At 69.9% G+C, this 20,778-nt stretch carries 17 protein-coding genes and 1 pseudogene; 13 read left to right on the forward strand and 5 right to left on the reverse strand.

Going from position 1 to position 20,778, the window contains the following annotated elements; translation table 11 throughout:
* Window positions 1–96 precede the first annotated feature (96 nt).
* Window positions 97–1,347 (forward strand): cytochrome P450, encoded by a 1,251-nt coding sequence (locus FPZ47_RS04040; RefSeq protein ID WP_144947592.1) that lies wholly within the window; start codon window positions 97–99, stop codon window positions 1,345–1,347.
* A gap of 1 nt (window position 1,348) precedes the next feature.
* Here the strand turns inward: FPZ47_RS04040 and FPZ47_RS04045 are convergent, their stop codons facing one another.
* On the reverse strand, window positions 1,349–1,540 hold the full coding sequence (locus FPZ47_RS04045; protein WP_144947589.1) for a ferredoxin: 192 nt from the start codon (window positions 1,538–1,540) through the stop codon (window positions 1,349–1,351).
* 16 nt (window positions 1,541–1,556) lie between these two features.
* Window positions 1,557–3,953, reverse strand: a complete 2,397-nt coding sequence (locus FPZ47_RS04050; protein ID WP_144947691.1) for a CaiB/BaiF CoA-transferase family protein — start codon at window positions 3,951–3,953, stop codon at window positions 1,557–1,559.
* Between the two features lie 55 nt (window positions 3,954–4,008).
* Between FPZ47_RS04050 and FPZ47_RS04055 the strand changes: the two genes are divergently transcribed.
* The 10 genes and pseudogenes from FPZ47_RS04055 to FPZ47_RS04100 all read left to right on the forward strand — a co-directional run bounded on the left by FPZ47_RS04055 (window position 4,009) and on the right by FPZ47_RS04100 (window position 14,082).
* Window positions 4,009–4,842 (forward strand): FadR/GntR family transcriptional regulator, encoded by an 834-nt coding sequence (locus FPZ47_RS04055; protein ID WP_144947586.1) that lies wholly within the window; start codon window positions 4,009–4,011, stop codon window positions 4,840–4,842.
* 11 nt (window positions 4,843–4,853) lie between these two features.
* On the forward strand, window positions 4,854–5,582 hold the full coding sequence (locus FPZ47_RS04060) for an SDR family oxidoreductase (protein ID WP_144947583.1): 729 nt from the start codon (window positions 4,854–4,856) through the stop codon (window positions 5,580–5,582).
* Between the two features lie 29 nt (window positions 5,583–5,611).
* Window positions 5,612–6,673, forward strand: coding sequence for an acyl-CoA dehydrogenase family protein (locus tag FPZ47_RS04065; protein ID WP_144947580.1), 1,062 nt, complete (start codon window positions 5,612–5,614; stop codon window positions 6,671–6,673).
* Window positions 6,670–7,764 carry an acyl-CoA dehydrogenase family protein gene (locus FPZ47_RS04070; RefSeq protein WP_144947577.1) on the forward strand — a complete coding sequence of 365 codons (1,095 nt, stop codon included), beginning with the start codon at window positions 6,670–6,672 and terminating at the stop codon, window positions 7,762–7,764. Before FPZ47_RS04065 ends, FPZ47_RS04070 begins: the two co-directional genes overlap by 4 nt.
* Window positions 7,761–8,918, forward strand: coding sequence for an acyl-CoA dehydrogenase family protein (locus FPZ47_RS04075; protein ID WP_210419830.1), 1,158 nt, complete (start codon window positions 7,761–7,763; stop codon window positions 8,916–8,918). Before FPZ47_RS04070 ends, FPZ47_RS04075 begins: the two co-directional genes overlap by 4 nt.
* Window positions 8,915–9,850 carry an acyl-CoA dehydrogenase family protein gene (locus FPZ47_RS04080; RefSeq protein WP_144947571.1) on the forward strand — a complete coding sequence of 312 codons (936 nt, stop codon included), beginning with the start codon at window positions 8,915–8,917 and terminating at the stop codon, window positions 9,848–9,850. The genes FPZ47_RS04075 and FPZ47_RS04080 overlap by 4 nt, the downstream gene beginning before the upstream one ends.
* On the forward strand, window positions 9,847–11,346 hold the full coding sequence (locus FPZ47_RS04085) for a class I adenylate-forming enzyme family protein (RefSeq protein ID WP_144947568.1): 1,500 nt from the start codon (window positions 9,847–9,849) through the stop codon (window positions 11,344–11,346). Before FPZ47_RS04080 ends, FPZ47_RS04085 begins: the two co-directional genes overlap by 4 nt.
* Before the next feature lie 50 nt (window positions 11,347–11,396).
* A pseudogene (locus FPZ47_RS04090) lies at window positions 11,397–11,615 on the forward strand (hypothetical protein); the annotation flags it as partial.
* Between the two features lie 131 nt (window positions 11,616–11,746).
* Window positions 11,747–12,784 (forward strand): hotdog fold thioesterase, encoded by a 1,038-nt coding sequence (locus tag FPZ47_RS04095; RefSeq protein ID WP_144947565.1) that lies wholly within the window; start codon window positions 11,747–11,749, stop codon window positions 12,782–12,784.
* 89 nt (window positions 12,785–12,873) lie between these two features.
* On the forward strand, window positions 12,874–14,082 hold the full coding sequence (locus tag FPZ47_RS04100) for an amidohydrolase family protein (RefSeq protein WP_144947562.1): 1,209 nt from the start codon (window positions 12,874–12,876) through the stop codon (window positions 14,080–14,082).
* Between the two features lie 11 nt (window positions 14,083–14,093).
* Here the strand turns inward: FPZ47_RS04100 and FPZ47_RS04105 are convergent, their stop codons facing one another.
* Window positions 14,094–14,615: a DUF421 domain-containing protein gene (locus FPZ47_RS04105; protein ID WP_144947559.1), complete on the reverse strand. Its 522-nt coding sequence runs from the start codon at window positions 14,613–14,615 to the stop codon at window positions 14,094–14,096.
* A 487-nt stretch (window positions 14,616–15,102) separates the two neighbouring features.
* Here FPZ47_RS04105 and FPZ47_RS04110 point away from each other — a divergent pair, with 487 nt between their 5' ends.
* Together FPZ47_RS04110 and FPZ47_RS04115 are read left to right on the forward strand one after the other, a co-directional pair.
* Complete coding sequence (locus tag FPZ47_RS04110; RefSeq protein ID WP_144947556.1) at window positions 15,103–16,047, forward strand: nitrilase-related carbon-nitrogen hydrolase; 945 nt, start codon at window positions 15,103–15,105, stop codon at window positions 16,045–16,047.
* A 271-nt stretch (window positions 16,048–16,318) separates the two neighbouring features.
* Entirely contained in the window at window positions 16,319–18,310 is a 1,992-nt protein-coding gene (locus FPZ47_RS04115) for a SpoIIE family protein phosphatase (protein WP_144947552.1), read from the forward strand.
* Here the strand turns inward: FPZ47_RS04115 and FPZ47_RS04120 are convergent.
* Window positions 18,307–19,542 carry an acyl-CoA dehydrogenase family protein gene (locus FPZ47_RS04120; protein WP_144947549.1) on the reverse strand — a complete coding sequence of 412 codons (1,236 nt, stop codon included), beginning with the start codon at window positions 19,540–19,542 and terminating at the stop codon, window positions 18,307–18,309. The two genes, FPZ47_RS04115 and FPZ47_RS04120, sit on opposite strands and share 4 nt — an antisense overlap.
* Window positions 19,539–20,690 carry an acyl-CoA dehydrogenase family protein gene (locus FPZ47_RS04125; RefSeq protein ID WP_144947546.1) on the reverse strand — a complete coding sequence of 384 codons (1,152 nt, stop codon included), beginning with the start codon at window positions 20,688–20,690 and terminating at the stop codon, window positions 19,539–19,541. The genes FPZ47_RS04120 and FPZ47_RS04125 overlap by 4 nt, the downstream gene beginning before the upstream one ends.
* Window positions 20,691–20,778: the final 88 nt, after the last annotated feature.

Consider the following 20,778-nt stretch of genomic DNA (forward strand, 5'->3'; position numbering starts at 1 on the left):
GGCCGGGACGGTTCGACGACCAGGTCTGTTTTTACTATTTTAAACATTGAACGTCAACGAGCGGCCCGGAACATTCCGGCCGGAACGAGGTTTCCCATGGCGGCTTTCGCAGTGGATCTCTCCGATTCCGCTTTGTGGCGCAACGGCTTTCCCGACGAGATCTTCACCGAACTGCGCCGCAGCCAACCGCTTTTCCGGCACGAGCCGACCCCGGGCGTCGCTCGTGTGTCCTCTGACACGGTCCGGCGGGTGTTCTGGGTGGCCACCAAACACCGGCACGCGGTGCGGTTGCACCGCGACGTCGACTCGTTCACCGCCGCCGAGGGCCCGCTGATCCAGCCGGTCGGCTTGTTCGCGTCGTATCCGTCGATCATCAACATGGACCCGCCGGCGCTGAACAAGCGCCGCAAGCTCATCTCCAACGCCTTCAACCCGCGCGCGATCGCCGGGCTGGAGGACGGCATCCGGGCCCGGGCGGCCCGGATGATCGACGGCCTGCTCGCCGGGGGCGGCGGCGACTGGATCGCCGACGTCGCCGACGCCCTGCCGATGACCGTGATCGGCGACATCATCGGCATCCCCGAGCAGGACCGCCCGAAGATCTTCGACTGCCTGGACCGCATCCTGAAAGCCCGCTCGCCGGAGGCACAACTGAGTCGGGACGAGGAAACCGACTTGTACGCAACGATCTTCGGCTACGCAACGGAGCTCACCGCGGAGAAGCGCCGCAACCCCGCCGACGACATCTGGAGCACACTGGCCTCCGCGGTGATCACCGGCGAGGACGGTGAGCACTTCAGGCTGCCGCCCAGCGAGCTGGAGTTCTTCTTCTTCGTGCTGGCGTTCGCCGGCAGCGACACCACCAAGAACGCGCTGGCCGACGGACTGCAGGCGTTCGTGGCGAATCCCGGACAGATCGAGCGCTATCGCGACGAGGAATCCGTGCGTTCCAGCGCCGTCGAGGAGGTGCTGCGCTGGGCCTCACCGGTGGCGTACTGGACCCGCACCACCAAGGTCGACGTCGAGATGGACGGGCAGCACATACCGCAGGGTGAGCGGGTGGTGTCGATGCTGCGATCGGCCAACCGCGACGAGGAGGTCTTCCCCGACCCGTTCGCCTTCGACATCGGCCGCCGGCCCAACCCGCAGGTGGCCTTCGGCGGCGGCGGGCCGCATCACTGCCTGGGCGCCATGCTGGCGCGCGCGGAACTTCGCGCGGTCTTAGACGAGCTGCTGTTGCGCTGCGACGACATCGCACTCGGGCCGGCCAAGGCGGCCCACCCGAACCTGACCACCAACATGTCGATCTACGACGAGATGCCGATCTCGCTGACCGAGCGCCGGTAGCTCACTCGCACAGCCGCAGCGCCGCCTTGGGGCACTGGTCCACCGCGGCGCGCACGTCGATCTCCAGTCGCGGCGGCACCGGGCCGTCGGCGATCTGCACCACGTCGGCGTCGCCGAGTTCGAACACCTCCGGGGCGAGCGATTCGCAGAAGCCGTTGGCCTCACACAGGGTCTCGTCGACGGTCACGCGCATCGGATGCCTCCTTCCATCACAGGCCCTTGGGCCGGGTCCCGATCACCCCGTTGCGTGCCAGGGTCGCCAGTTGTTCGTCGGTCAGCCCGCACCGCTCGCGCAGCACCTCCCCATTGTGCTCACCCAGCCGCGGCGGCGGACGCCGCAGCCACCTGTCCTGGCCGGCCAGCAAGGCGAACGGCGGGCAGGGATACAGGGCCCCACCGACGCTCGCGTGCTCGAGCCGCTCGAAGAACCCCCGCGCCAGCAGTTGCGGATTCTCGGTCACCAACGACGGCGACACCACGGGTGCCGCGGGGATGCCCGCACCGGCCAGCCGCTCCACCGCCGCGTCGCGCGGCTGCCCGGCGAACCACGCGGCCAGCCGGCGATCGATGTCGTCGGCGCTCTGGGCCCGGCCCGCGGCCGTGGACAGGGCTTCGTCGCACCAGTGCGGGTGTCCCATCAGGTCGATCAGCGCGCGCCACTGCCGGTCGTCGCGCACGGTGACCGCGATCCAATCGTCGTCCGGCCCGGCGCAGCGGTAGACGTTCTGGATCGACCCGCCGTGGCCGCGGTTGCCCCGCCGGCCCAATGTGACGCCGAAGACCTCGTGTTCGATCGCCTGGATCGCGGTGGCGTTGAGCACCGTTTCGAGCATCGGCAGTTCGACCAGCTGGCCCGTGCCCGTCCGCTCGGCGAAGCTCAGCGCGGCCAGCACGGCGAAGGCGGCGTGCACGCCGGCCAGCGGATCACAGGCGCCGCGCGGCGTGATCGGGGGCGTCTCGGGCAGTCCGGTCACCCAGGCCAGGCCGGCGATCTGCTCCATGGTCGGGGCGAAGCCGACCCGGTCTCGCCACGGGCCGTCCAGGCCGAACGCGGGCATCCGGGCGACGACGAGCCGGGGGTTGGCCTGCAGCAGCACCTCGGCGGTGAGGCCGAACTGGTCCATCACCCGCGGCGAGAAGTTCTCGATCACGACGTCGGCTCCGGCGGCCAGCGCAAGGAACGCCCCACGTCCCTCAGTGGAGCCCAAATCCAGTGTGACCGAACGCTTGTTGGTGTTCATCGCGTGGAACACCCAGCCGTATTCCCACCAGTCGTCCACGTCGGTGCGCATCCCGCCCGAATACCGGATGCCGTCGGGCCGCTGGATCGACTCCACCTTGACGACGTCGGCGCCGAACGCCGCCAGCAGATGGGTGGCGGCGGGACCGGCCCAGAACGCGGTCAGATCCACCACCCGCACCCCCTGCAGCGGCAGGTCCGGCGGCTGCACCTCCTGCGGATTTTCCCTGGGGGGCCAGGGCGGCCGGCCGTCGTCGGCGCCGGCGGCAGCGGTCGCCCGCGGCGGGGCGGGTGCGCACACCGACATCAGCCATGGCGGGCGGGGCTGGTGAAAACCGGCCGGGTTGGGGACGAAAGCCCCGCGCTCCCGCACGTATTCGGTGTCGCGAATCGTCGAGCCGTTGCCCAGCGCCGCGATCGGCAGCCGGAACAGCTGCCCGAGCTCGACGACCTCGGCCACGGTCCGTTCGGCCAGCCACGGACCGATCTGTGCGCGGATGAAGTCGCGGTGTTCCCACCGGCCGATCTGAAAACGCAGCTGCTCGTTCTCCTCGAGCTGCGGACACTCGACCATCGCGGCGAAGTCGAGCCACTGCTGGCCGGTGACCATGGTGATCCCGATGTAACCGTCCTTCGCCGGTTCGATCGAGGGCACCTCCAGGGTGCGCCGGATCGGCGGCCTCCGCAGCAGCTGCGAGTGCAACCATTCGCTGCTCTGCATCGCCGTCATCGCCTCGAGCATGGACAGGTCGAGGTGTTCACCGGGGCCGCCGCGCTCGACGCGGCGGCGCACGGCCAGCGCACCGAAGGCGGCGTACACCCCGCCCATGTACTCGCCCAGGTCGCCGCCGATCGAGATGGGCGGCCCGGCGGGGTCGCCGCGAAAGCCGGGCGAACCCGCCCAGGCCTGCAGCGTCAGTTCGCTGGCGGCGCGGCCGGCGTACGGCCCGCTCCAGCCGAAGTCGGAAATGGTGACGACGACCGCCCTCGGCGAGTCGGCCAGCAGCCGCCGCGGATCGATCCCCAGCGCCTCGGCGCGCGCCCGGTCGGCGGTGACGACCACGACGTCGGCGGCGGCCAGTTCGGCACGCCAGCGTTCGGAGTCCGGGGCGAAGGTCAGGCTCTGCTTGCCCGCGTTGAGATAGCTGAACAACGGTGCGTCACCCCCGGCGACCGGTGCGCAGCCGGCGGAGTAGCTCCGCAGCCAATCCCCTTGTGGCGGCTCGATTTTGCGCACCTGGGCGCCGGCGTCGGTCAGCAGTTTCCCGCAGTAGCCGCCGGCGATCCGGTCGCTGATCTCGACGACACGCAACTCGGGCAGCGGTGCCGGGCGGCAGTTGGACCCGCAGCTCACCCGGCCATTTATACCATTACTGCTAAAATAGCTAAGCCTGTGGAGTGGATTTGGTTGCGAGGATCGGATGACCGCCTTGGGAGTTGCACCTGCCGCCGGCCGCCGGCTGTCGGCGCCGCGGATCGCCGAGATCGTAGCCGACGAGTTGCGTCGCCAGATCGTCGACGGCGAGCTTGCCGACGGCGATCTGCTGCCGCGCCAAGAGGTGCTCGTCGAACAGTTCAACGTCAGCCTGGTGTCGCTGCGGGAAGCGCTGCGGATCCTGGAAACCGAAGGGCTGGTCTCGGTGCGGCGCGGCAACAGGGGCGGCGCCGTCGTGCATGCCCCCGCGAAAACCAGCGCGGCCTACATGCTGGGCCTGCTGCTGCAGAGCGAGTCCGTCGAGGTCGCCGACCTGGGCATGGCGCTGCAGGAGCTCGAGCCGGCCTGCGCCGCCCTGGCGGCCCAGCGGCCGGACCGGGCCGACACCTTGGTTCCCGACCTCAAGCAGGTCAACGATGCCATGGCCGAGCACCTCGACGACGGTCGGCGGTTCACCGAAATCGGCCGCCAGTTCCATGATCTCATCGTCCGCGGCTGCGGGAATCACACCATCATCGCGGTCGTGGGCAGCCTGGAGACGCTGTGGACCGGCCACGAACGACAGTGGGCCGACGAGAGCGCAGCGCGGGGCACCTACCCCTCGTTGGCCAAGCGCCGCGCGGTGCTGGGCACCCACGTCAAGCTGGCCGAGACGATCGCCGAGGGCGACGTCGACCGGGCCCGCCGGATCGCGGGCCGCCACCTCGCCGACACCCAGACCTACGTGCTGTCCGGGCGGCCGCGGCAGCGCATCTACGCGCTGTCCCCGCAGGCTTTTCCACGCTCGCGGTCGCGTCAGCGGGACGTGCGGCGTTCTTGAAGGGCGGACCCGTGCGAACGGCGTTGGTGACCGGCGGCAGCGGCGGGATCGGCAAGGAGTGCGGGCGCAGGCTGCGCGAGCTCGGCTACGACGTCGTGCTGGTGGCGCGGCGCGAGGCCCCGCTGCGGACGGCCGCCGCGGAGATCGGTGCGCGACACATCATGGCGGACGCCTCGGACGCTGACGGATTCGCTTCCGCGATAAGCGTTTTGAACTCGATCCACCTCGTGGTCCACGCGGCGGGCACCCTGGGCGGGACCTACGCGCGCAAGCAGACATTCGCACAGTGGCGCGACATCATGTCGGCGAACCTGGACTCGTGCTTCGTGGTGACCGCCGCGGTCCTGCCCCGGATGCGCGCCGGTTCGCGGCTGGTGTTCGTCTCGTCGTCGGCGGCGCACGAGCCGATGCCGGGCCGCACCGCCTACTCGGCGTCGAAGGCCGGCGTGAACGCGTTCGCCCGGGCCCTGGCGCTCGAAGTCGACCGTGACGGCATCGGCGTCCACCTCGTCACGCCGGGTCCGGTGGAAACCGAGATGCTCCAGGACGTTCCGTTCGAGATGCACGCGATCCAGGCGTCCGACGTCGCGGCGGCGGTCGCCTGGCTCGACACCGTCGGCCCGTCGGTCGACCTGCCGGAGATCCGGCTCGCCGCAGTGCGGCGCGGCCCCTTCGCGCGACCGCCCGTCGTCCCCACCGAGGCCCGGAGGCGCGCGAGAGCGGCAGACCCGTCGCCTTAGATTGCTATCTTTAGTAAGTTAGAGGTCTTATGGACGTCGGCCTGAACTCGGACCAGCTGTCGCTGCGCGACGCCGTGCGCGACATCCTGCGCACCGAGTGCCCACCCGACGCCGTCCGCCGGGTCCTGACGGACCCCGACCGCTGGCGCAGCCTGTGGAAGACGGTCGTCGGCCTGGGCTGGACCGAGTTGGCGGCCGGCGCCGGCGACTACGGCCCCGTCGAGTTGGCGGTGGTCCTCGAGGAATGCGGCGCCGCGATCGCGCCGATCCCGTTGCTGAGCAGCGTCGGTCTGGCCGCGGGCGCGCTGCGGGCCACCGGCCTCGACGCCGTGCTCGCCGAGATCGCCGCCGGCACCGCCGCGACCCTGGCGGTCCACTCCCCCGGCGCGCGGCTGCCCGGGGCCCCGATGGTGCTGCACCAGGGCCGCCTGCGCGGACGCGCGGTCGCGGTCCCCAACCTGCCGCGGGCCGAGTTGCTCGTCACGCTGGCCGCTTGCGAAGGCCGGTTCGTGGCGGCGGTGGCACGCTGCGGTGACGGGGTGACCGTGCAGGTCGGCGAGTCCACCGATCCCGTGCAGCCGGTCGCCGACGTCGAAGTCGACGTCGAGCCGCTGGCCACCGCGCCCGTCCACGTCGAATCGGCGCTGGCGACACCGCTGTTGGCCGCGGCCGCCGACCTGGTCGGGGTGGCGGGCGCCGCGTTGCACCGCGCCGTCGGGCACGCGAAGACGCGCCGCCAGTTCGGCGCGCCGATCGGCGCGTTCCAGGGGATCAAGCACGCGCTGGCCGACAACTACGTCGCCGTCGAGCGGGCCCGCAGCCTGACCTACGCGGCGGCGGCCCGGCTGGCAGACCCGAACACCGCACCCGCGGATGCCTGGACCGCCACGGCGCTGGCCAAGGCGGCTGCCGGCGACGCGGCGGCGCGCTGTGCGCGCACCGCGGTCCAGGTGCACGGCGCCCTGGGACAGACCTGGGAACACGACATCCACCTCTACGTTCGGCACGCCTGGCAGGGCGCCGCGCTGCTCGGCGACAGTCGCGCCCTGTACCACGAGGTGGGCCGCCGTTTCGCGGGAGGCGCGAAATGAGCTCTGTGGTAGAGGAATTCGGCGGCTGGTTGACGGATTTTCTGCCCGGCGACTACTACGAGAACTACCGCACCTACCGCTGGGATCTGGCGCTGCGTCGTGACTACCAGCGGGCCGCCTACGAGGCCGGATGGCTACAACCCACCTGGCCGCGCGAGCACGGCGGCCGTTTGTTGGGTCTGCGCGATGCGATGGAAGTCCGCCTCGAGGCGGCCCTGCGGTCGGCACCCAAGCTGCCCAACATCGCCGGGCCCAACGTCGCCGCGCCCGGCATTCGTTGGTTCGGCACCGCCGAACAGGTCGACCGACTGCTGGTTCCCCTGCTGCGCGGCGACGAATGGTGGGCACTGGGCATGTCCGAGCCGGAGGCCGGATCCGACTTCGCCGGGCTGCGCACGCGGGCCGAGCGGGACGGGGACGTGTTCCGGGTCACCGGTCACAAGATCTGGACCACGCAGGCGCACCAGTCATACTGGTGCACCCTCTACGTGCGCACCGACCCCGAAGCGCCCAAACACCGCGGCATTTCCTGCCTGATCCTCGACCTGCACTCCCCCGGGGTGCGAATCGAGCCCATCCGGATGGCGTCGATCTCCGACGAGACGTTCTGCGAGGTGTTCCTCGACGACGTCGAGGTGCCGGCCACGAACCTGCTGGGGCCGCTACACGGCGGGTGGAACGTCGCGATGTCGTCGTTACACCATGAGCGGCAGATGATCTGGATCATGAACTGGGTCGAGATCCAGCGCGGGCTCGAGGCGGCGCGGGGCGCCCGCGACCCGGACGTCTACGCCGAACTCGGTTCGTTGCTCGCCGACGCCGAGGCGCTGCGCGCCACCGGATACCGCGCCCTGAACAACGAGCTGGCCGGGCGCCCCAGCCCCGAGGCCGACATTTCCAAGCTGCTCGGATCCGTGACCCTGCAGCGGGTGTGGGAACTGGCCGCCGCCGCCCGCGGGCCCGGCTCGGCCGAGGATCCCGATCTGCTGTTCGAGCGCCAGGACGCGCTGGCCGCAACCATCTACGGCGGAACGTCGGAGATCCAGCGCAACATCATCGCCGAGCGGCTGCTCGGATTGCCGAAGGGATGACGACGATGGACTACGACCTCGGCGACGACGCCGAGCAACTCCGAACCCGGTTGCGCGGGCTGATATCCGACCACATCCCGGCGGACTTTTTGGGGGCGTGCACCGACGACCCGCAGGATCTGGCCACCACGGAGACGTTCTGCAAGCTGCTGGCCGCCGAAGGGCTGCTGGCCCTTGCCTGGCCGAAAGAGCATGGTGGCGGAGGCGGTTCGGTCTGGCAGCAGACGGTGTTGCGTGAGGAGATGTGGGCCCGACACGAACCGCGTGGCCCGCAGTACATGGGCATCAACTGGGTCGGCCCGGCCCTGATGCGGTACGGCACGGCCGAGCAGAAGGCCAAGCACCTGCCGGCCATCGCGTCCGGCGACGTGATCTGGTGTCAGGGTTTTTCCGAGCCGGAGGCCGGATCGGACCTCGCGTCGCTGCGCACCCGCGCCGTACCCGACGGGGACGGCTGGCGAATCACCGGCCAGAAGGTCTGGACGTCGTACGCGCAGATGGCGTCCTGGTGCGTGCTGGCCGCCTGCACTCACCCCGACGCCCCGAAGCCCAAGCGGCTCAGCCTCTTTCTGATCCCGATGGACCGGCCCGGCTTCACCGTCCGCCCGATCCCCTCGATGCTGGGACCTCACCACCTCAACGAGATGTTCCTCGACGACGTCGCGGCCTATCCCGAGGACGTCCTCGGCGAGCCCGGCGACGGCTGGCGGGTGATGCGCGAAGCGCTGGCATTCGAGCGGGTCGGCATCGCGCGGTATGCGCGCTGCGAGTCGCTGCTCGACCGCCTGCGCACCCAACTCGGCGACGCGTGGGACACGCTGCCCGAGGCGATCCGCGTCCGCTGGGTACGGGCGCTGGTCGACCTGCGGGTGGCCAGGCTGCTGGCCTACCGGGCCGTGTCGCTGCAGGACGACCCGGCGGCCGGCGCGGCGGCCAGTGCCGCGCGCATCGCCACCACGACCTGCGACCAGCAGGTCGCCGAGCTGCTTTTCGACGCGCTCGGCCCGACGGCGCTGGACAGCGGCCCCTCGGCTCCGCTGCACGGGGCCGTCGAAGACCACTGGCGCTACGCGCAGGCGGCCACCGTGGCGTCGGGAACCATCGAAGTCCAGCGGATGCTGGTAGCCCGGGAAGTGTTGGGAGAACATCGGTGAAAACCGCTCTGCCACAAGATATCGGCGACTTCGCCGCGGTCGCCGCCAAGCGGCTGGGCCGGCTGGGCGGACCGCCGGCCGCGCTGCGCGCCGAGACCGATCAGAGCGTCCGGGACGCGGCGCGCGTGGCGCTGACCGAGGTCGGCGCCTTCGACCTCGACGTGCGGTCGTCATCCGACGACCTGCTGGCCGCCGCCGTGCTGTGCCGCGCCGCCGGCGCGGCGGCCCTGCCCTACCCCGTCGTCGAAGAACTGCTCGCGCTGGACGGCGCGCGGCTGGCCCTGGTCAATCCGGAAGCGCCCCGCATCGACCACGGCGACCTGCCCGGCGCCTGGATCGCCGCGGACCTCGACGGCAACCCCTACCGCCTCCGGCCGGGGGCGCGCACGAACGCCAAGCTGGGGCCGTTCCTGGTGCCGGCCTTACTCGACGCATCCGATGGCGCGGTGCCGGCGACCGACGTCAACCTTCATCTCGTGCTGGGGTCGTGGCGGATTCTGGGAGCGCTGCAGCAGGCGCTGCACATCGTGACCGAACACGTCCGCGCCCGGGTCCAGTTCGGCAAGCCGTTGGCGGACTTCCAGGCGGTCAGGTTCGCCGTCGCGGACGCCTCGGTCGCGGTACGCGGGCTCGAGGAGCTCGCGAAATACACGGTGTCGCGCGCCGAAAGTCTTTCGCCGCCAGCGTGTTCGGCCGACGCACTGGTGCTGCGGCTCAAGGCCGCCGACACCGCGCGGCAGGTACTGCGCACCGCGCACCAGTTGCTCGGCGCTCTGGGCTTCTGCGACGAGTCCGACATCAGCGTGCTCGACCGGCACACCCAACCGCTGATCCGGCTGCCGCTGGGCGCCGAGGCGCTGGCGCTGCGCCTGATCCCCGACGTTCGCGACGGCCACCTCGAGACCCTGTTCACCGGGGCGGTGACGGCATGAGCACCGAACAGGTCGCGGCCCGGACGCCCGAGCACCCGCCGGCGGAGGGCATCCCCTTCGGCGTCAGGCTGACCCAGCTTGCCGAACAACGCACCGATGACACGGCCGTGACGGTAGTCGCGTTGGACGGCACCGCGCAGTCGCTGACCTTCGGCGAGCTCGACGCCCGCGCCAACCAATGGGGCCGCGCCCTGGCCGCCGCCGGCGCGGAGACGGGATCCTTCGTCGCACTGGCGATCCCGAACTCGCTGCATTTGGTGCTGGCCACAATGGGCTGCTGGAAAATCGGTGCGGTCCCCATCCCCATGCACTGGGATCTGCCCGAATGGGAACGGGAGCGGGTGCGGGCGGTGATCGGGCCCGCCGTGGTCGTCGACGACACGAGCCGGTGGGTGCTCGAGGCGCAAGCGGCGGGTGAGTCCGAAAGTCCGCTGCCCGCCGCCGTTTCCCCCACCGCCAACGGAATCTGCAGCAGCGGTTCCACCGGCGTGCCGAAGGTGATCCTCAACCTGGCGCCGTCGCTGTGGACGCCCCAGCACGGCGAACCGTTCCTGTCGAACTGGACGCCGGTGGCCCAGCCGCAGACGGTCATGGTGCCCGCGCCCATGTATCACACCAACGGCTTTGCGACCTTCCTCATGCTGCTGGCCGGCGACCACCTGGTGATCCTGGAAAAATTCGACGCCGCATTGGTCGTCGATGTGATCGAACGCTTCCGGGTCAGCAACTTCACGGCGACGCCCACGATGCTGGCCCGCATCGCGGCCCTGCCCGACGTCCGGCGACGGGACTTCTCCAGCGTCGTCTTCGTCCTGCAGGGCGCCGCCGTGATGCCCCCGTCGCTGATGCACACGTGGTTCGAGCTGCTGGGCCCGGAGCGGTTCGTGACGGCCTACGGCATGACCGAGAACCTCGGGCTCACGGCGCTGCGCGGCGACGAATGGCTGGCCCATCCGGGCAGCGTCGGCCGCGGCTTCCGGGACACCGAAATCCGCATCGTGGACGCCGCGGGCACACCGCTCGGCCCCGGCGAACACGGCGACGTGTACCTGCGCGCCCCGATGAGCGCGGGCTACCGCTACCTGGGCGGGGCGCCGCCGCTGCCGTCGACCGACGACGGTTTCCGCTCCGCCGGCGACATCGGATACCTCGACGAGGACGGCTATCTCTACATCGTCGACCGCCGCGTCGACATGATCGTCACCGGCGGCGCCAATGTCTTTCCCGCAGAGGTCGAGTCGGCGCTCGCGGGCCACCCCGGCATCGCCGACGTCGTGGTCATCGGGCTCGCCGACCCGCAGTGGGGACGCCGCGTGCACGCGGTGGTGCAGCCGGCCGACCGCGCGCCGCTGACCGCGCAGCAGGTGATCGAGTACGCCAAGAGCCGGCTGGCCCACTACAAGGCGCCCAAGACCGTCGAGTTCGTCGACGCGATCCCGCGCACCGCGGCCACGAAGGTGAACCGCTCGGCGATGATCGCGGCCCGGGGCGGGTAGGAACCGCACCGCGCCGCTCGGAGCCGGCGGCGCGGCTGCCGGCGGAGTCGATCGCGGCGCCAGAGGAGTGTTTGGAGCGGTGTCGTCCGTCGGCGGCGGCCGAGTCGGGTGCACTGGTGGAGCGGATTTGTGCGGCCACCCGGGTCGAGAATTGGGCCGCGGCCGCGCAGTTGGTAGCGATCGGGGAGTTGTTCGCCTATCGGCTCGCCCGCTGTTCGCAGGACGAGGACCGGGCGATCGACACGATGGCGGCGGTGGCCGCCGAGGTGGGATGCACCGGGCCCGCCCCACCCGAAGACGAGGACGACCCACCACCGTTCTGAGCGGGTACGAGACTGCGCGCGGTAACCTCATTCTCGAAACGCAGGCACCTGCGCAGCGGAAGGGGACGAAGTAGCACATGACCCGCTCCGGCGACGACGCCGACGTCGCGCGCGGCGACCGCTTCATCAAGACGGCCGTGGCGATACTGGGCGAAACGGGACGCACGGACTTCACCGTGCAGGAGGTCGTCACCCGCTCGAAAACCTCACTACGGGCCTTTTACCAGCATTTCAGCAGCAAGGACGAACTTCTGCTCGCGCTGTTCGAGCGGACCATCGCGCAGTCGGTGCTGTCGTGGCGTGCCGAGACCGCCGCACTGGACAGCACCGCCGCGCTGAAACTCGTCCTCGACCGCATCAGCCGGCAGCCGGAGTCGACCACCCAGGACAGCCTCAACCGGGCGCTGACCCTCTACAACCAGCATCTGGCCGAGACGCGCCCGCGCGAATACGCCCGTGTGCTGTCCCCCCTGCATCAGCTGATCCGCGACATCGTGGGGCAGGGCATCACCGAGGGAGTGTTCCACCCGGGACTCGACGTCGGGGCCGCGGCCGCGATCGTGATGCAGACCGTGATGGGTGCGCAGCGGTTGCATTGGCTGGGCGCCGAATTGAACGGAACGCCGATCGACGCGGGCCAGCTGTACGACTTCTGCAGCCGGGCCCTGGGCATCCGGGACGCCGACGACGCGCCCGCCGCACCGTCGCTGCGCGAGTTGTTCGCGCAGGTCGGCATGCGGCCCGGCACCCGCGACGGCGAGTTCGCGATGACGATGCCGGTCAGCCCCCAGGTGGTCAACACCTCCGGGGCCCTGCAGGGCGGCCTGATCGCCACGCTGGTGGACGTGGCGGGCGGGCAGTTCGGCCTGGACTATCTGCGGCCGGGCACCACGATGACCACCGCCGACCTGTTCGTCCGCTATCTGCGGCCGATCCGCAGCGGCTCGGCCGTGGCGGTGCCGCGCATGTTGCGGACCGGCCGGCGGGCGATGGTCATGCAGGTCGACATCTACGGCGACGGCCGAGACGATGGAGACGAGCTCGCCGCGACGGCGACCGTGAACTTCGCGATCATCAACGGCGCGACACCGACGGTGGGCCCGCCGGAGACATAAATCCCGGTACACCCGATTTCGCAAAGGTGGTAACGTCATTACCGCACGATGAGAATCACGATGAGAATCCAGCCCTCAAGGAGATCGCCATGCCGTCTCGCGAGCTTCCCTTCCCCGTGTTCGACGCGGACAACCACATGTACGAACCGCAGGAGGCGCTGACCAAGTTCCTTCCGGAGAAGCGCAAGAACGTCATCGACTACGTGCAGGTTCGCGGTCGCACCAAGATCGTGGTGCGCGGCCACATCAGCGACTACATCCCCAACCCGACGTTCGAGGTGGTGGCGCGCCCCGGCGCGCAGGAGGAGTACTTTCGCAACGGCAGCGGCGGCAAGAGCTACCGCGAGATCCTGGGCGAGCCGATGAAGGCCATCCCCGCCTTCCGCGAGCCGGCCGCGCGTCTGGAGATGATGGACGAGCTCGGCCTCGACTTCGCCCTGATGTTCCCCACGCTGGCCAGCCTCGTCGAGGAGCGGATGAAGGACGACCCGGAGATGACCCACGACGTCATCCACGCGCTCAACGAGTGGATGTACGAGCAGTGGTCGTTCAACTACTCCGACCGCATCTTCGCCACCCCGGTGATCACGCTGCCGATCGTCGAGCGCGCACTCGAGGAACTCGAGTGGTGCCTGGAGCGCGGCGCCCGCACCGTCCTGGTCCGCCCGGCACCGGTGCCCGGTTACCGCGGCAGCCGCTCGTTCGGCCTCGCGGAGTTCGACCCGTTCTGGCAGGCCTGCGTGCGCGCCGAGATCCCGGTCTCGATGCACGCCTCGGACAGCGGCTATTCCGAGTTGCTCAACATCTGGGAGCCCGGCGACGAATTCCTGCCGTTCAAGCCGACCGCGTTCCGCAGCCTGGCCATGGGCCACCGGCCCATCGAGGACGCGTTCGGCGCGCTGATCTGCCACGGCGCGCTGTCCCGCAACCCCGACCTGCGGATCCTGTCGATCGAGAACGGCGCCGACTGGGTCCCGAACCTGTTCAGGGGGCTCAAGAGCGTCTACAAGAAGATGCCGCAGGCATTCAGCGAGGACCCGATCGACACCTTCAAGCGCTGCGTGTACGTCAGCCCGTTCTGGGAGGACCGGTTCACCGAGATCGTCAACATGGTGGGCACCGACCGGGTGGTCTTCGGCTCCGACTGGCCGCACCCCGAAGGCCTGAAGGACCCGATCTCCTTCGTCGACGAGCTCAAGGATTTCGGCCGGGAGGACGTCGAGAAGATCATGGGCGGCAACCTGATGAAGCTGATGAAGGTTTCGGCGCCCGCCTCCAAGAATCCGGTGTCCGCCTGACCGGCGCCGCCTTACGGGGCCGGTGCGTTTCGCCCCGTTTCGCCCGCGGGTCTGGCGGCGGCGCGCAGCCAGACCACGCCCCTGGACTCCCACAGCGCCAGGCTGATGTCCGCGGGGCTTTGGTGACCGTGTTCACGCAGGATCGCGTCGAGGTCGGACCGCGTGATCCTGCAGCGTCTCAGATTCTCGAGTTGCGGTTGGCCGTCGCGGATCAGCACCCGCACCGGCGGGTCGACGAGGCGGCGTATCCGGGGGACGAAGCGCAGGCGCGCCACGACGTCGTGTGCGGCGATCAACGTCAGCAAGGCGGCGGCCCCGGTGATCCAGGACGTGCCGGCGGCGGTAGCGGTGCGGCCGATGACGGCCCCCACCGCGACGCCGGTGATCCAGTCGAACGGCGTCAACTCGGAGATGGTGCGGCGCAGGGTGAGCCGGAAAGCCGCTGCGGCCGTGGCGAACAACGCGGCCGCCTTCACGGCGGCGTACAGCGCGGGTCGCCACCCGTCGTACAGCTCGAGCAGTAGACCGCTCATCGCAGCACCCGCCGGTCAGGGGGCCAGGGGCCGGCAGCGGGCGATGGGCGTGCCGTAAAGGCGGTACGGCTCGCCGGTGTCGACCTCCGGGGCGGCCCTCTCCTGGAACAGGATGACGATGTCCGAGCCGCCGAACTGGAAGTAGCCGGTTTTGCAGACCCACGTGCATGCAGACCGTCCCGGCGTTCCGGCCAGTCAAGCGCCCCGAAAAGGTCGGGGTTCAAATCGGCTTCGGCCAGGCCCTCTTCCTTTGCGAGAACGCCTCGCAAAGCTTTGATGATCGCCTCCTGCTGGCTCACTGTGGGCCGCTCCTCGTGTGTGCACGTCGCGCAAAATGACATTCAGCAGGGCGGTTACCCGCAAAAAGCGGGCAGTTAATCGTGCGCCTTGCGGGATTGCGGCCGGCGGAGACGGGTACTCGTAGACGGATGAGAACTCACGCCGGATCGATTCGCCTGTCCCCGCCCGCCCTCGCGGAGGTGCGCCGATGATCACCCTCACCGCTGCCGCGCCGGAGTCGCTGACGCGTACGACGCCGTCGCAACGCCCGCCACTGCGGATCGCACTGGTGCAGCATCGCTGGCGCGCCGACCACGCCGAACTCACCCGCGTCCTCGGCGACGGGATCGCGCGGGCCGCCGCCGGCGGCGCGCGCGTGGTGTTCCTGCCCGAGTTGACCCTGATCCGGTACCCGGGCGACCTGGTCCCGCCAGCCCCCCCGGTCAGCGCCGCCGAAGATCTGCTGGGCGGGCCGACATTCGCGTTCGCCGCCGAATGCGCGCGCGCGAACGAGGTTTTCGTGCAGGCCTCGCTCTACGAGAAGGCGGCAAACGAAGACGGCCAGGACGACGGACTGGGTTACAACACAGCCATTTTGGTGTCGCCGGCCGGTGACCTCGTCGCGCGGGTCCGCAAAATGCACATCCCCGATTCCGAGTGTTACCGCGAAGCCGCGTACTTTCGGCCCGGCCCCGCCGACGGGGACCCGTATCCGGTGCTGACCCCGCAGGGGCTCGACGCCCGTATCGGCCTGCCGACGTGCTGGGACGAATGGTTTCCGGAAGTGGCCCGGACCTATTCGCTGCACGGCGCCGAAATGGTGGTCTACCCCAGCGCCATCGGCTCGGAACCGGCCTTCCCCGACTTCAACAGCGAACCGCTGTGGCAGCACGTCATCGTCGGCAACGGCATCGCCAACGGCTTGTTCATGATCGTGGCGAACCGCACCGGCGACGAGGGCAAGCTGACGTTCTATGGCTCGTCGTTCATCTCCGACCCGTACGGCCGCGTGTTGGCGCAGGCGCCGCGGGACGAGGAGGCGATTCTGATCGCCGACCTGGACCTCGACCAGCGCCGGGACTGGCTGGACGCGTTCCCGTTTCTTCGCACCCGCCGTCCCGACAGCTACGGTGCGCTCGTCGACCGGAAGTAGCCGCCCAACGCCCCACCCCTGCACGAATCACGTTGCGCGCCTGAGGATAACGAGCGACGTAGGCGGGGCGGTCCGGCAATCGGCCGAATGCATTCGCAGCAAAGCCGATTGGGCGCTGCCGTACCGTTCCCGGCCGGCCGTTACCGATCTGTGCCCCGGCCGCCCCGTAGCAGTTGATAGTGTGATTGTCACTATTTAACGGATACGTCGACACATTCGGCCTGGCGAGCCCGCGTGAATCCGCAGCCAGGCCGGTGGGAGGGTCCGCCCTATGGTGGCCGAAAAGGACCGGGACAAATCCGTGGACGCGGTCGACAACGTGCGCCGTGTCTTCGAAAACGTCCCCGTGATGCTGGTCGGGCTCGAGGGGCCCGACCATCGGTTCGTGGCGGTCAACGCGGCGTACCGCGCATTCCATCCCGCCTTCGATCCGATCGGGCTGCCCGCGCGCGAGGTCTATCCCGAGCTGGAAAGTCAGCAGATCTACCAGATGTTCGACCGCGTCTACGAGACCGGTGAGCCGCAGTCGGGAAAAGAGTGGCGGCTGCAGGCGGACTTCGACGGCACCGGAGTCCACGAGCGGTTCTTCGACTTTCTCGTCACCGCCCGGCGCGGCGAGGACGGGTCGATCGAGGGCGTGCAGCTGCTGTTCGACGACGTGACAACCCGCGTACGGGCCCGGCAGGCCGCCGAGACGCGCATGGACGAGCTCTCGGAGCGCTACCGCAATGCGCGCGACTCCGCCATCGTCATGCAGCAGGCCCTGCTGGCCTCGTCGGTCCCCGTGGTGCCCGGCGCCGACGTCGCCGCCCAGTACCTCGTCGCCGCGGAGGACACGGCAGCCGGCGGCGACTGGTTCGAGGCGATCCCGCTGGGGGACCGCCTCGTTCTCGCCGTCGGCGACGTGGTGGGCCACGGTGTCGAAGCCGCCGCCGTGATGGCGCAACTGCGCACCGCGCTGAGAATGCAGATCTTGGCGAGGCGGTCGATCGCCGAAGCGCTCGAGGCCGTCGACCGCTTCCACCGGTATGTGCCCGGGTCGAAGTCGGCCACCGTGTGCGTCGGTTCCCTCGACTTCGGCACCGGTGAATTCCGGTACTGCACCGCCGGGCACCCACCGCCGTTGCTGGTGACCGCCGGCGCGAAGTCACGGTACCTCGCGCCCTCGGGCGCGGGCCCGCTCGGAAGCGGCACCGGCTTCCCGGTGTGCACCGAGGTGCTCGGCCTGGGCGATGTGATCCTGCTCTTCACCGACGGCCTGATCGAACGGCCGGGCCGGCCGCCGGGAGCCAGCACCGCCGAGTTCGCCGAGCTGGCCGCCAGCATCGCCGCCGGCCACCGCGGATTCGTCCTCGACAGCCCCGCACGGCCCATCGATCGCATCTGCTCGGAGACCCTTGAACTGCTGCTCCGGTCGACCGGCTACAACGACGACGTCACCTTGCTCGCCGCGCAGCGGCGCACGCCGCCGGCTCCGCTGCGGCTGACGCTGGACGCCAACCTCCACACCGCGCGCACGGTTCGCGCCCATCTGCGCACCTGGTTGTCGGAGATCGGCGCGGACCCCGACGAGACATCCGACGTCGTGCACGCGGTCTCGGAGTTCGTGGAGAACGCCGTCGAGCACGGCTACGGCACCGCGGCGTCGCACGAACCCCAAGAAATCGTCGTCGAAGCCGCACTGGCCGGCGACGGCAACCTGTACGCCTCGGTGGCCGACTATGGCACGTGGAAGGATTACCGCGCGGGCGAGAAGGGCCGCGGCCGCGGACTTGCGATGGCCGAAGCGTTGGTGTCACAGGCGCAGATCACCCACCGCGCCGGCGGGACGACTGCCAGCCTGGTCCATCGCCTGTCCCGGCCGGTGGACTTTGTCGCCGACACACTGGTCACCCGGGTACCTCACCGGCGGGCGACCGGATCCGAGTTCGTCTCGGTGATCGGCGACGACGGCCGCATCGTCGTCAGCGGGGACGTCGACTCGGAGACCGCGTCCATTCTGGACCGCCAGATTGCCGTCGAAAGCCGTTCGGGCATAGCGTCTTTGACGATCGACCTCAGTGCCGTCACCCATTTGGGGTCGGCGGGCGTCAGCGCGTTGGCCGACGCCCGAGACCGGGCCCGCAGGCAGGGCGGCGAATGTGTCCTGGTGGCCCCGCCCGGTAGCCCGGCCCACCACGTGTTGTCGCTCGTCCACATCCCCGTGGTCGCCGGCCGCGCCGGCGACATCTTCGCCGGAGAGGCCGAGTCCGACCGCGGCTAGCGCGGCCCGCCGTGCCGGACTTCGCTGAACGGCACCCCGCGGTCCGCGGCGTATTCCCGGGGGAAGCCCAGCACCCGCTCGCCGATGACGTTGCGGGCCATCTCGGTGGTGCCGCCACCGATGGCGACCGTCTGGCGGGACAGGTAGCGCAATCCGGCCTCCAGGCCACCGCCGGGCTCACCCACGACACCGGCGGCACCCGCGATCGCCAGCGCCGTGTCCACATCCAGGGTCACGGTTTCGGAGTGGAACAGCCTGATCAGCGTTCCGGCCGCGGGCGGCAGGTCGCCGTCGCGGACGCTGCGGTACACGTGCCCGATCAACTGCTCGGCGACCGCGCGGTGCACCAGTGCGCGACCCGCCATTTCGTGCACGCGCTCGTCGCCGGCCCGGCCGGTCCTGGCCGCCAGGTCGACGTAGTCGACGGGATTGGCGTTCCCACCCTCGCTGCCGCTGCCACTGGCGAATTCCGAGCCCTGCCCCACCGCCCGACGCTCGTGGTACAGCTGCCGCGACGCCACCGCCCAGCCGCCGTCGACCTCGCCCACGACGGCGTCGTCACCGACGTCCACCCCGTCCAGGAACTCCTCACAGAACTCGGTGGAACCGCTCAACATGGTGATGCGCCGCAACGTGATACCCGGATGGGCGATGGGCACCAGGAACATGGTCAGGCCTTCGTGTTTGGGCACATCCCAGTTGGTGCGGGTCAGACACAAACCGTAGTCGGCGGCGAACGCGCTTGTGCTCCAAGTTTTGGCGCCGTTGATCATCCATCGGTCGCCATGACGTTCGGCGCGGGTGACGACACCGGCCAGATCCGATCCGCCGCTGGGTTCGCTCAGCAACTGCACCAGGACCTCTTCGCCGCGCAAAGCCGCGGCGATGTGCTGCTTCTTCTGGGCCTCGGTGCCGGTGTCGAGCAGCGTGGCGCAGCAGATGGTGAACGTCGGGGTGTTGAGGATCAACGGCATCTCGTAGCCGAGCGATTCCGCGTCGAACGCCTTCTGGTATTCGTAGCCCAGCCCCAGGCCGCCGTACTCGCGGGGAAAGCAGATGCCGGCGAACCCTCCTTCGTAGAGCCGCTTTTGCAGCTCGCGCGCCCTTTTCCAGGCACGCTCTTCGTCACGCGGGGCCGGCGGCGGGCAAGCGGGGTCGATCGCGGGCATGTTCTCGGCCAACCACGCCCTGGCCCGGGCGGCGAAGGCCGCCACGGATTCGGTCGGCGTCATTGGGCGGCGCCGCCGGTCTTGGCGCCCGCGTGCCACGCATACACGAGCTGATTGTGTTCCTCGGGCGTCCCGAACATGCAGCGATACAACGTAACTCGCCGAAGGTACAGGTGCAGGTCGTGTTCCCAGGTCACGCCGATGCCGCCGTGCATCTGCACGCACGCCTGAACGATCTGGCCGGCCATCTCACCGACGTAGGACTTGGCGACGCTTGCCGACAGCCCCGCTGCCGGTGCCCCGGCGGCGACGTCGGCGACCGCCGCGGCCGTGGTGGCCCGGCACGCTTCCAGCCACAGCTTCATGTCGGCGAATTTGTGTTTCAGCGCCTGGTAGGACGCCAGCGGGCGGCCGAACGTGTGCCGATCCAGCGCCCACTGGACGGTGAAGTCGAAAACCGTCTGCAGGACGCCGACCACCTCTGCGCACTGCAGGACCTGGGCGATCTGGCTCTGCCGGCCGATCAGCGCGGCGCTCTCGTCCGCGGTGCCGACGGTCGCCGATCCCGCGACGACGACACCGTCGAAATGCACTCGCGCGTAGTGCTTGACCAGGTCCACCGACTGTTGGGGCTCGATGCGGACCCCCGGCGCGTCCGTCGGGACCAGGAACTGGCGGATGCCGTCGCCGCACCGCGCCACCACCAGCAGCAGGGCGCTCTGGGCGCCGGCCTCGACACGGTCCTTGGTGCCGTCGATGCGGTAGCCCGAGCCGGTTTCGGTGGCCTTCACCGAAGGTTGCAGTGGCGACCACCCGCGGCCGGGCTCGGCAACCGCCCACGACGCCACCAGTTCCCCGGACATCAGCGAGTCGATCGTGGCGGCGTGCGTGTGGCGCTCGGCGCACCCGGCGAGACCGGCCAGCACGACGCTGACCGGATACAGCGGCCCGGGCGCCACCGTCTTGCCGAGTTGCTCGGCGACCACGGCCAGATCCGCGAGGCCGCTGTCCGAGACGCTGCCGCCGCCCAGATCCTCGGGAACCAGCAAGCTCGTCCAGCCGAGTTCTGCGGCGCGCCGCCACCAGGACGCGTCGAAGGACGCCCCCGCGGCATGCAGTTCACGGACGCGACTCAGCGGCGCTTCTTTGTGCAGAAAGGCTTGGGTCGTGGAGGTGAAGAGTATCTTTTCGGGAGAGTCGACAGCGGTCATGATGCCGGCAGGACCTTCCTTGGCAATTGATGGGGCAACCGATCGCCGCCGCACACGATGCAGAGGAGAAACGTTGGGTGGGTGGTGG

Source organism: Mycobacterium helveticum (genome assembly GCF_007714205.1).
Taxonomy (GTDB): Bacteria; Actinomycetota; Actinomycetes; order Mycobacteriales; family Mycobacteriaceae; genus Mycobacterium; species Mycobacterium helveticum.

Coding starts and splice junctions, on each gene's coding strand:
- FPZ47_RS04110 (WP_144947556.1), top strand. CDS start 15,103: ATGATCACCCTCACCGCTGCCGCGCCGGAGTCGCTGACGCGTACGACG.
- FPZ47_RS04100 (WP_144947562.1), top strand. CDS start 12,874: ATGCCGTCTCGCGAGCTTCCCTTCCCCGTGTTCGACGCGGACAACCAC.
- FPZ47_RS04125 (WP_144947546.1), bottom strand. CDS start 20,690: ATGACCGCTGTCGACTCTCCCGAAAAGATACTCTTCACCTCCACGACC.
- FPZ47_RS04055 (WP_144947586.1), top strand. CDS start 4,009: ATGACCGCCTTGGGAGTTGCACCTGCCGCCGGCCGCCGGCTGTCGGCG.
- FPZ47_RS04070 (WP_144947577.1), top strand. CDS start 6,670: ATGAGCTCTGTGGTAGAGGAATTCGGCGGCTGGTTGACGGATTTTCTG.
- FPZ47_RS04120 (WP_144947549.1), bottom strand. CDS start 19,542: ATGACGCCGACCGAATCCGTGGCGGCCTTCGCCGCCCGGGCCAGGGCG.
- FPZ47_RS04105 (WP_144947559.1), bottom strand. CDS start 14,615: ATGAGCGGTCTACTGCTCGAGCTGTACGACGGGTGGCGACCCGCGCTG.
- FPZ47_RS04065 (WP_144947580.1), top strand. CDS start 5,612: ATGGACGTCGGCCTGAACTCGGACCAGCTGTCGCTGCGCGACGCCGTG.
- FPZ47_RS04095 (WP_144947565.1), top strand. CDS start 11,747: ATGACCCGCTCCGGCGACGACGCCGACGTCGCGCGCGGCGACCGCTTC.
- FPZ47_RS04115 (WP_144947552.1), top strand. CDS start 16,319: ATGGTGGCCGAAAAGGACCGGGACAAATCCGTGGACGCGGTCGACAAC.
- FPZ47_RS04040 (WP_144947592.1), top strand. CDS start 97: ATGGCGGCTTTCGCAGTGGATCTCTCCGATTCCGCTTTGTGGCGCAAC.
- FPZ47_RS04045 (WP_144947589.1), bottom strand. CDS start 1,540: ATGCGCGTGACCGTCGACGAGACCCTGTGTGAGGCCAACGGCTTCTGC.
- FPZ47_RS04085 (WP_144947568.1), top strand. CDS start 9,847: ATGAGCACCGAACAGGTCGCGGCCCGGACGCCCGAGCACCCGCCGGCG.
- FPZ47_RS04075 (WP_210419830.1), top strand. CDS start 7,761: ATGACGACGATGGACTACGACCTCGGCGACGACGCCGAGCAACTCCGA.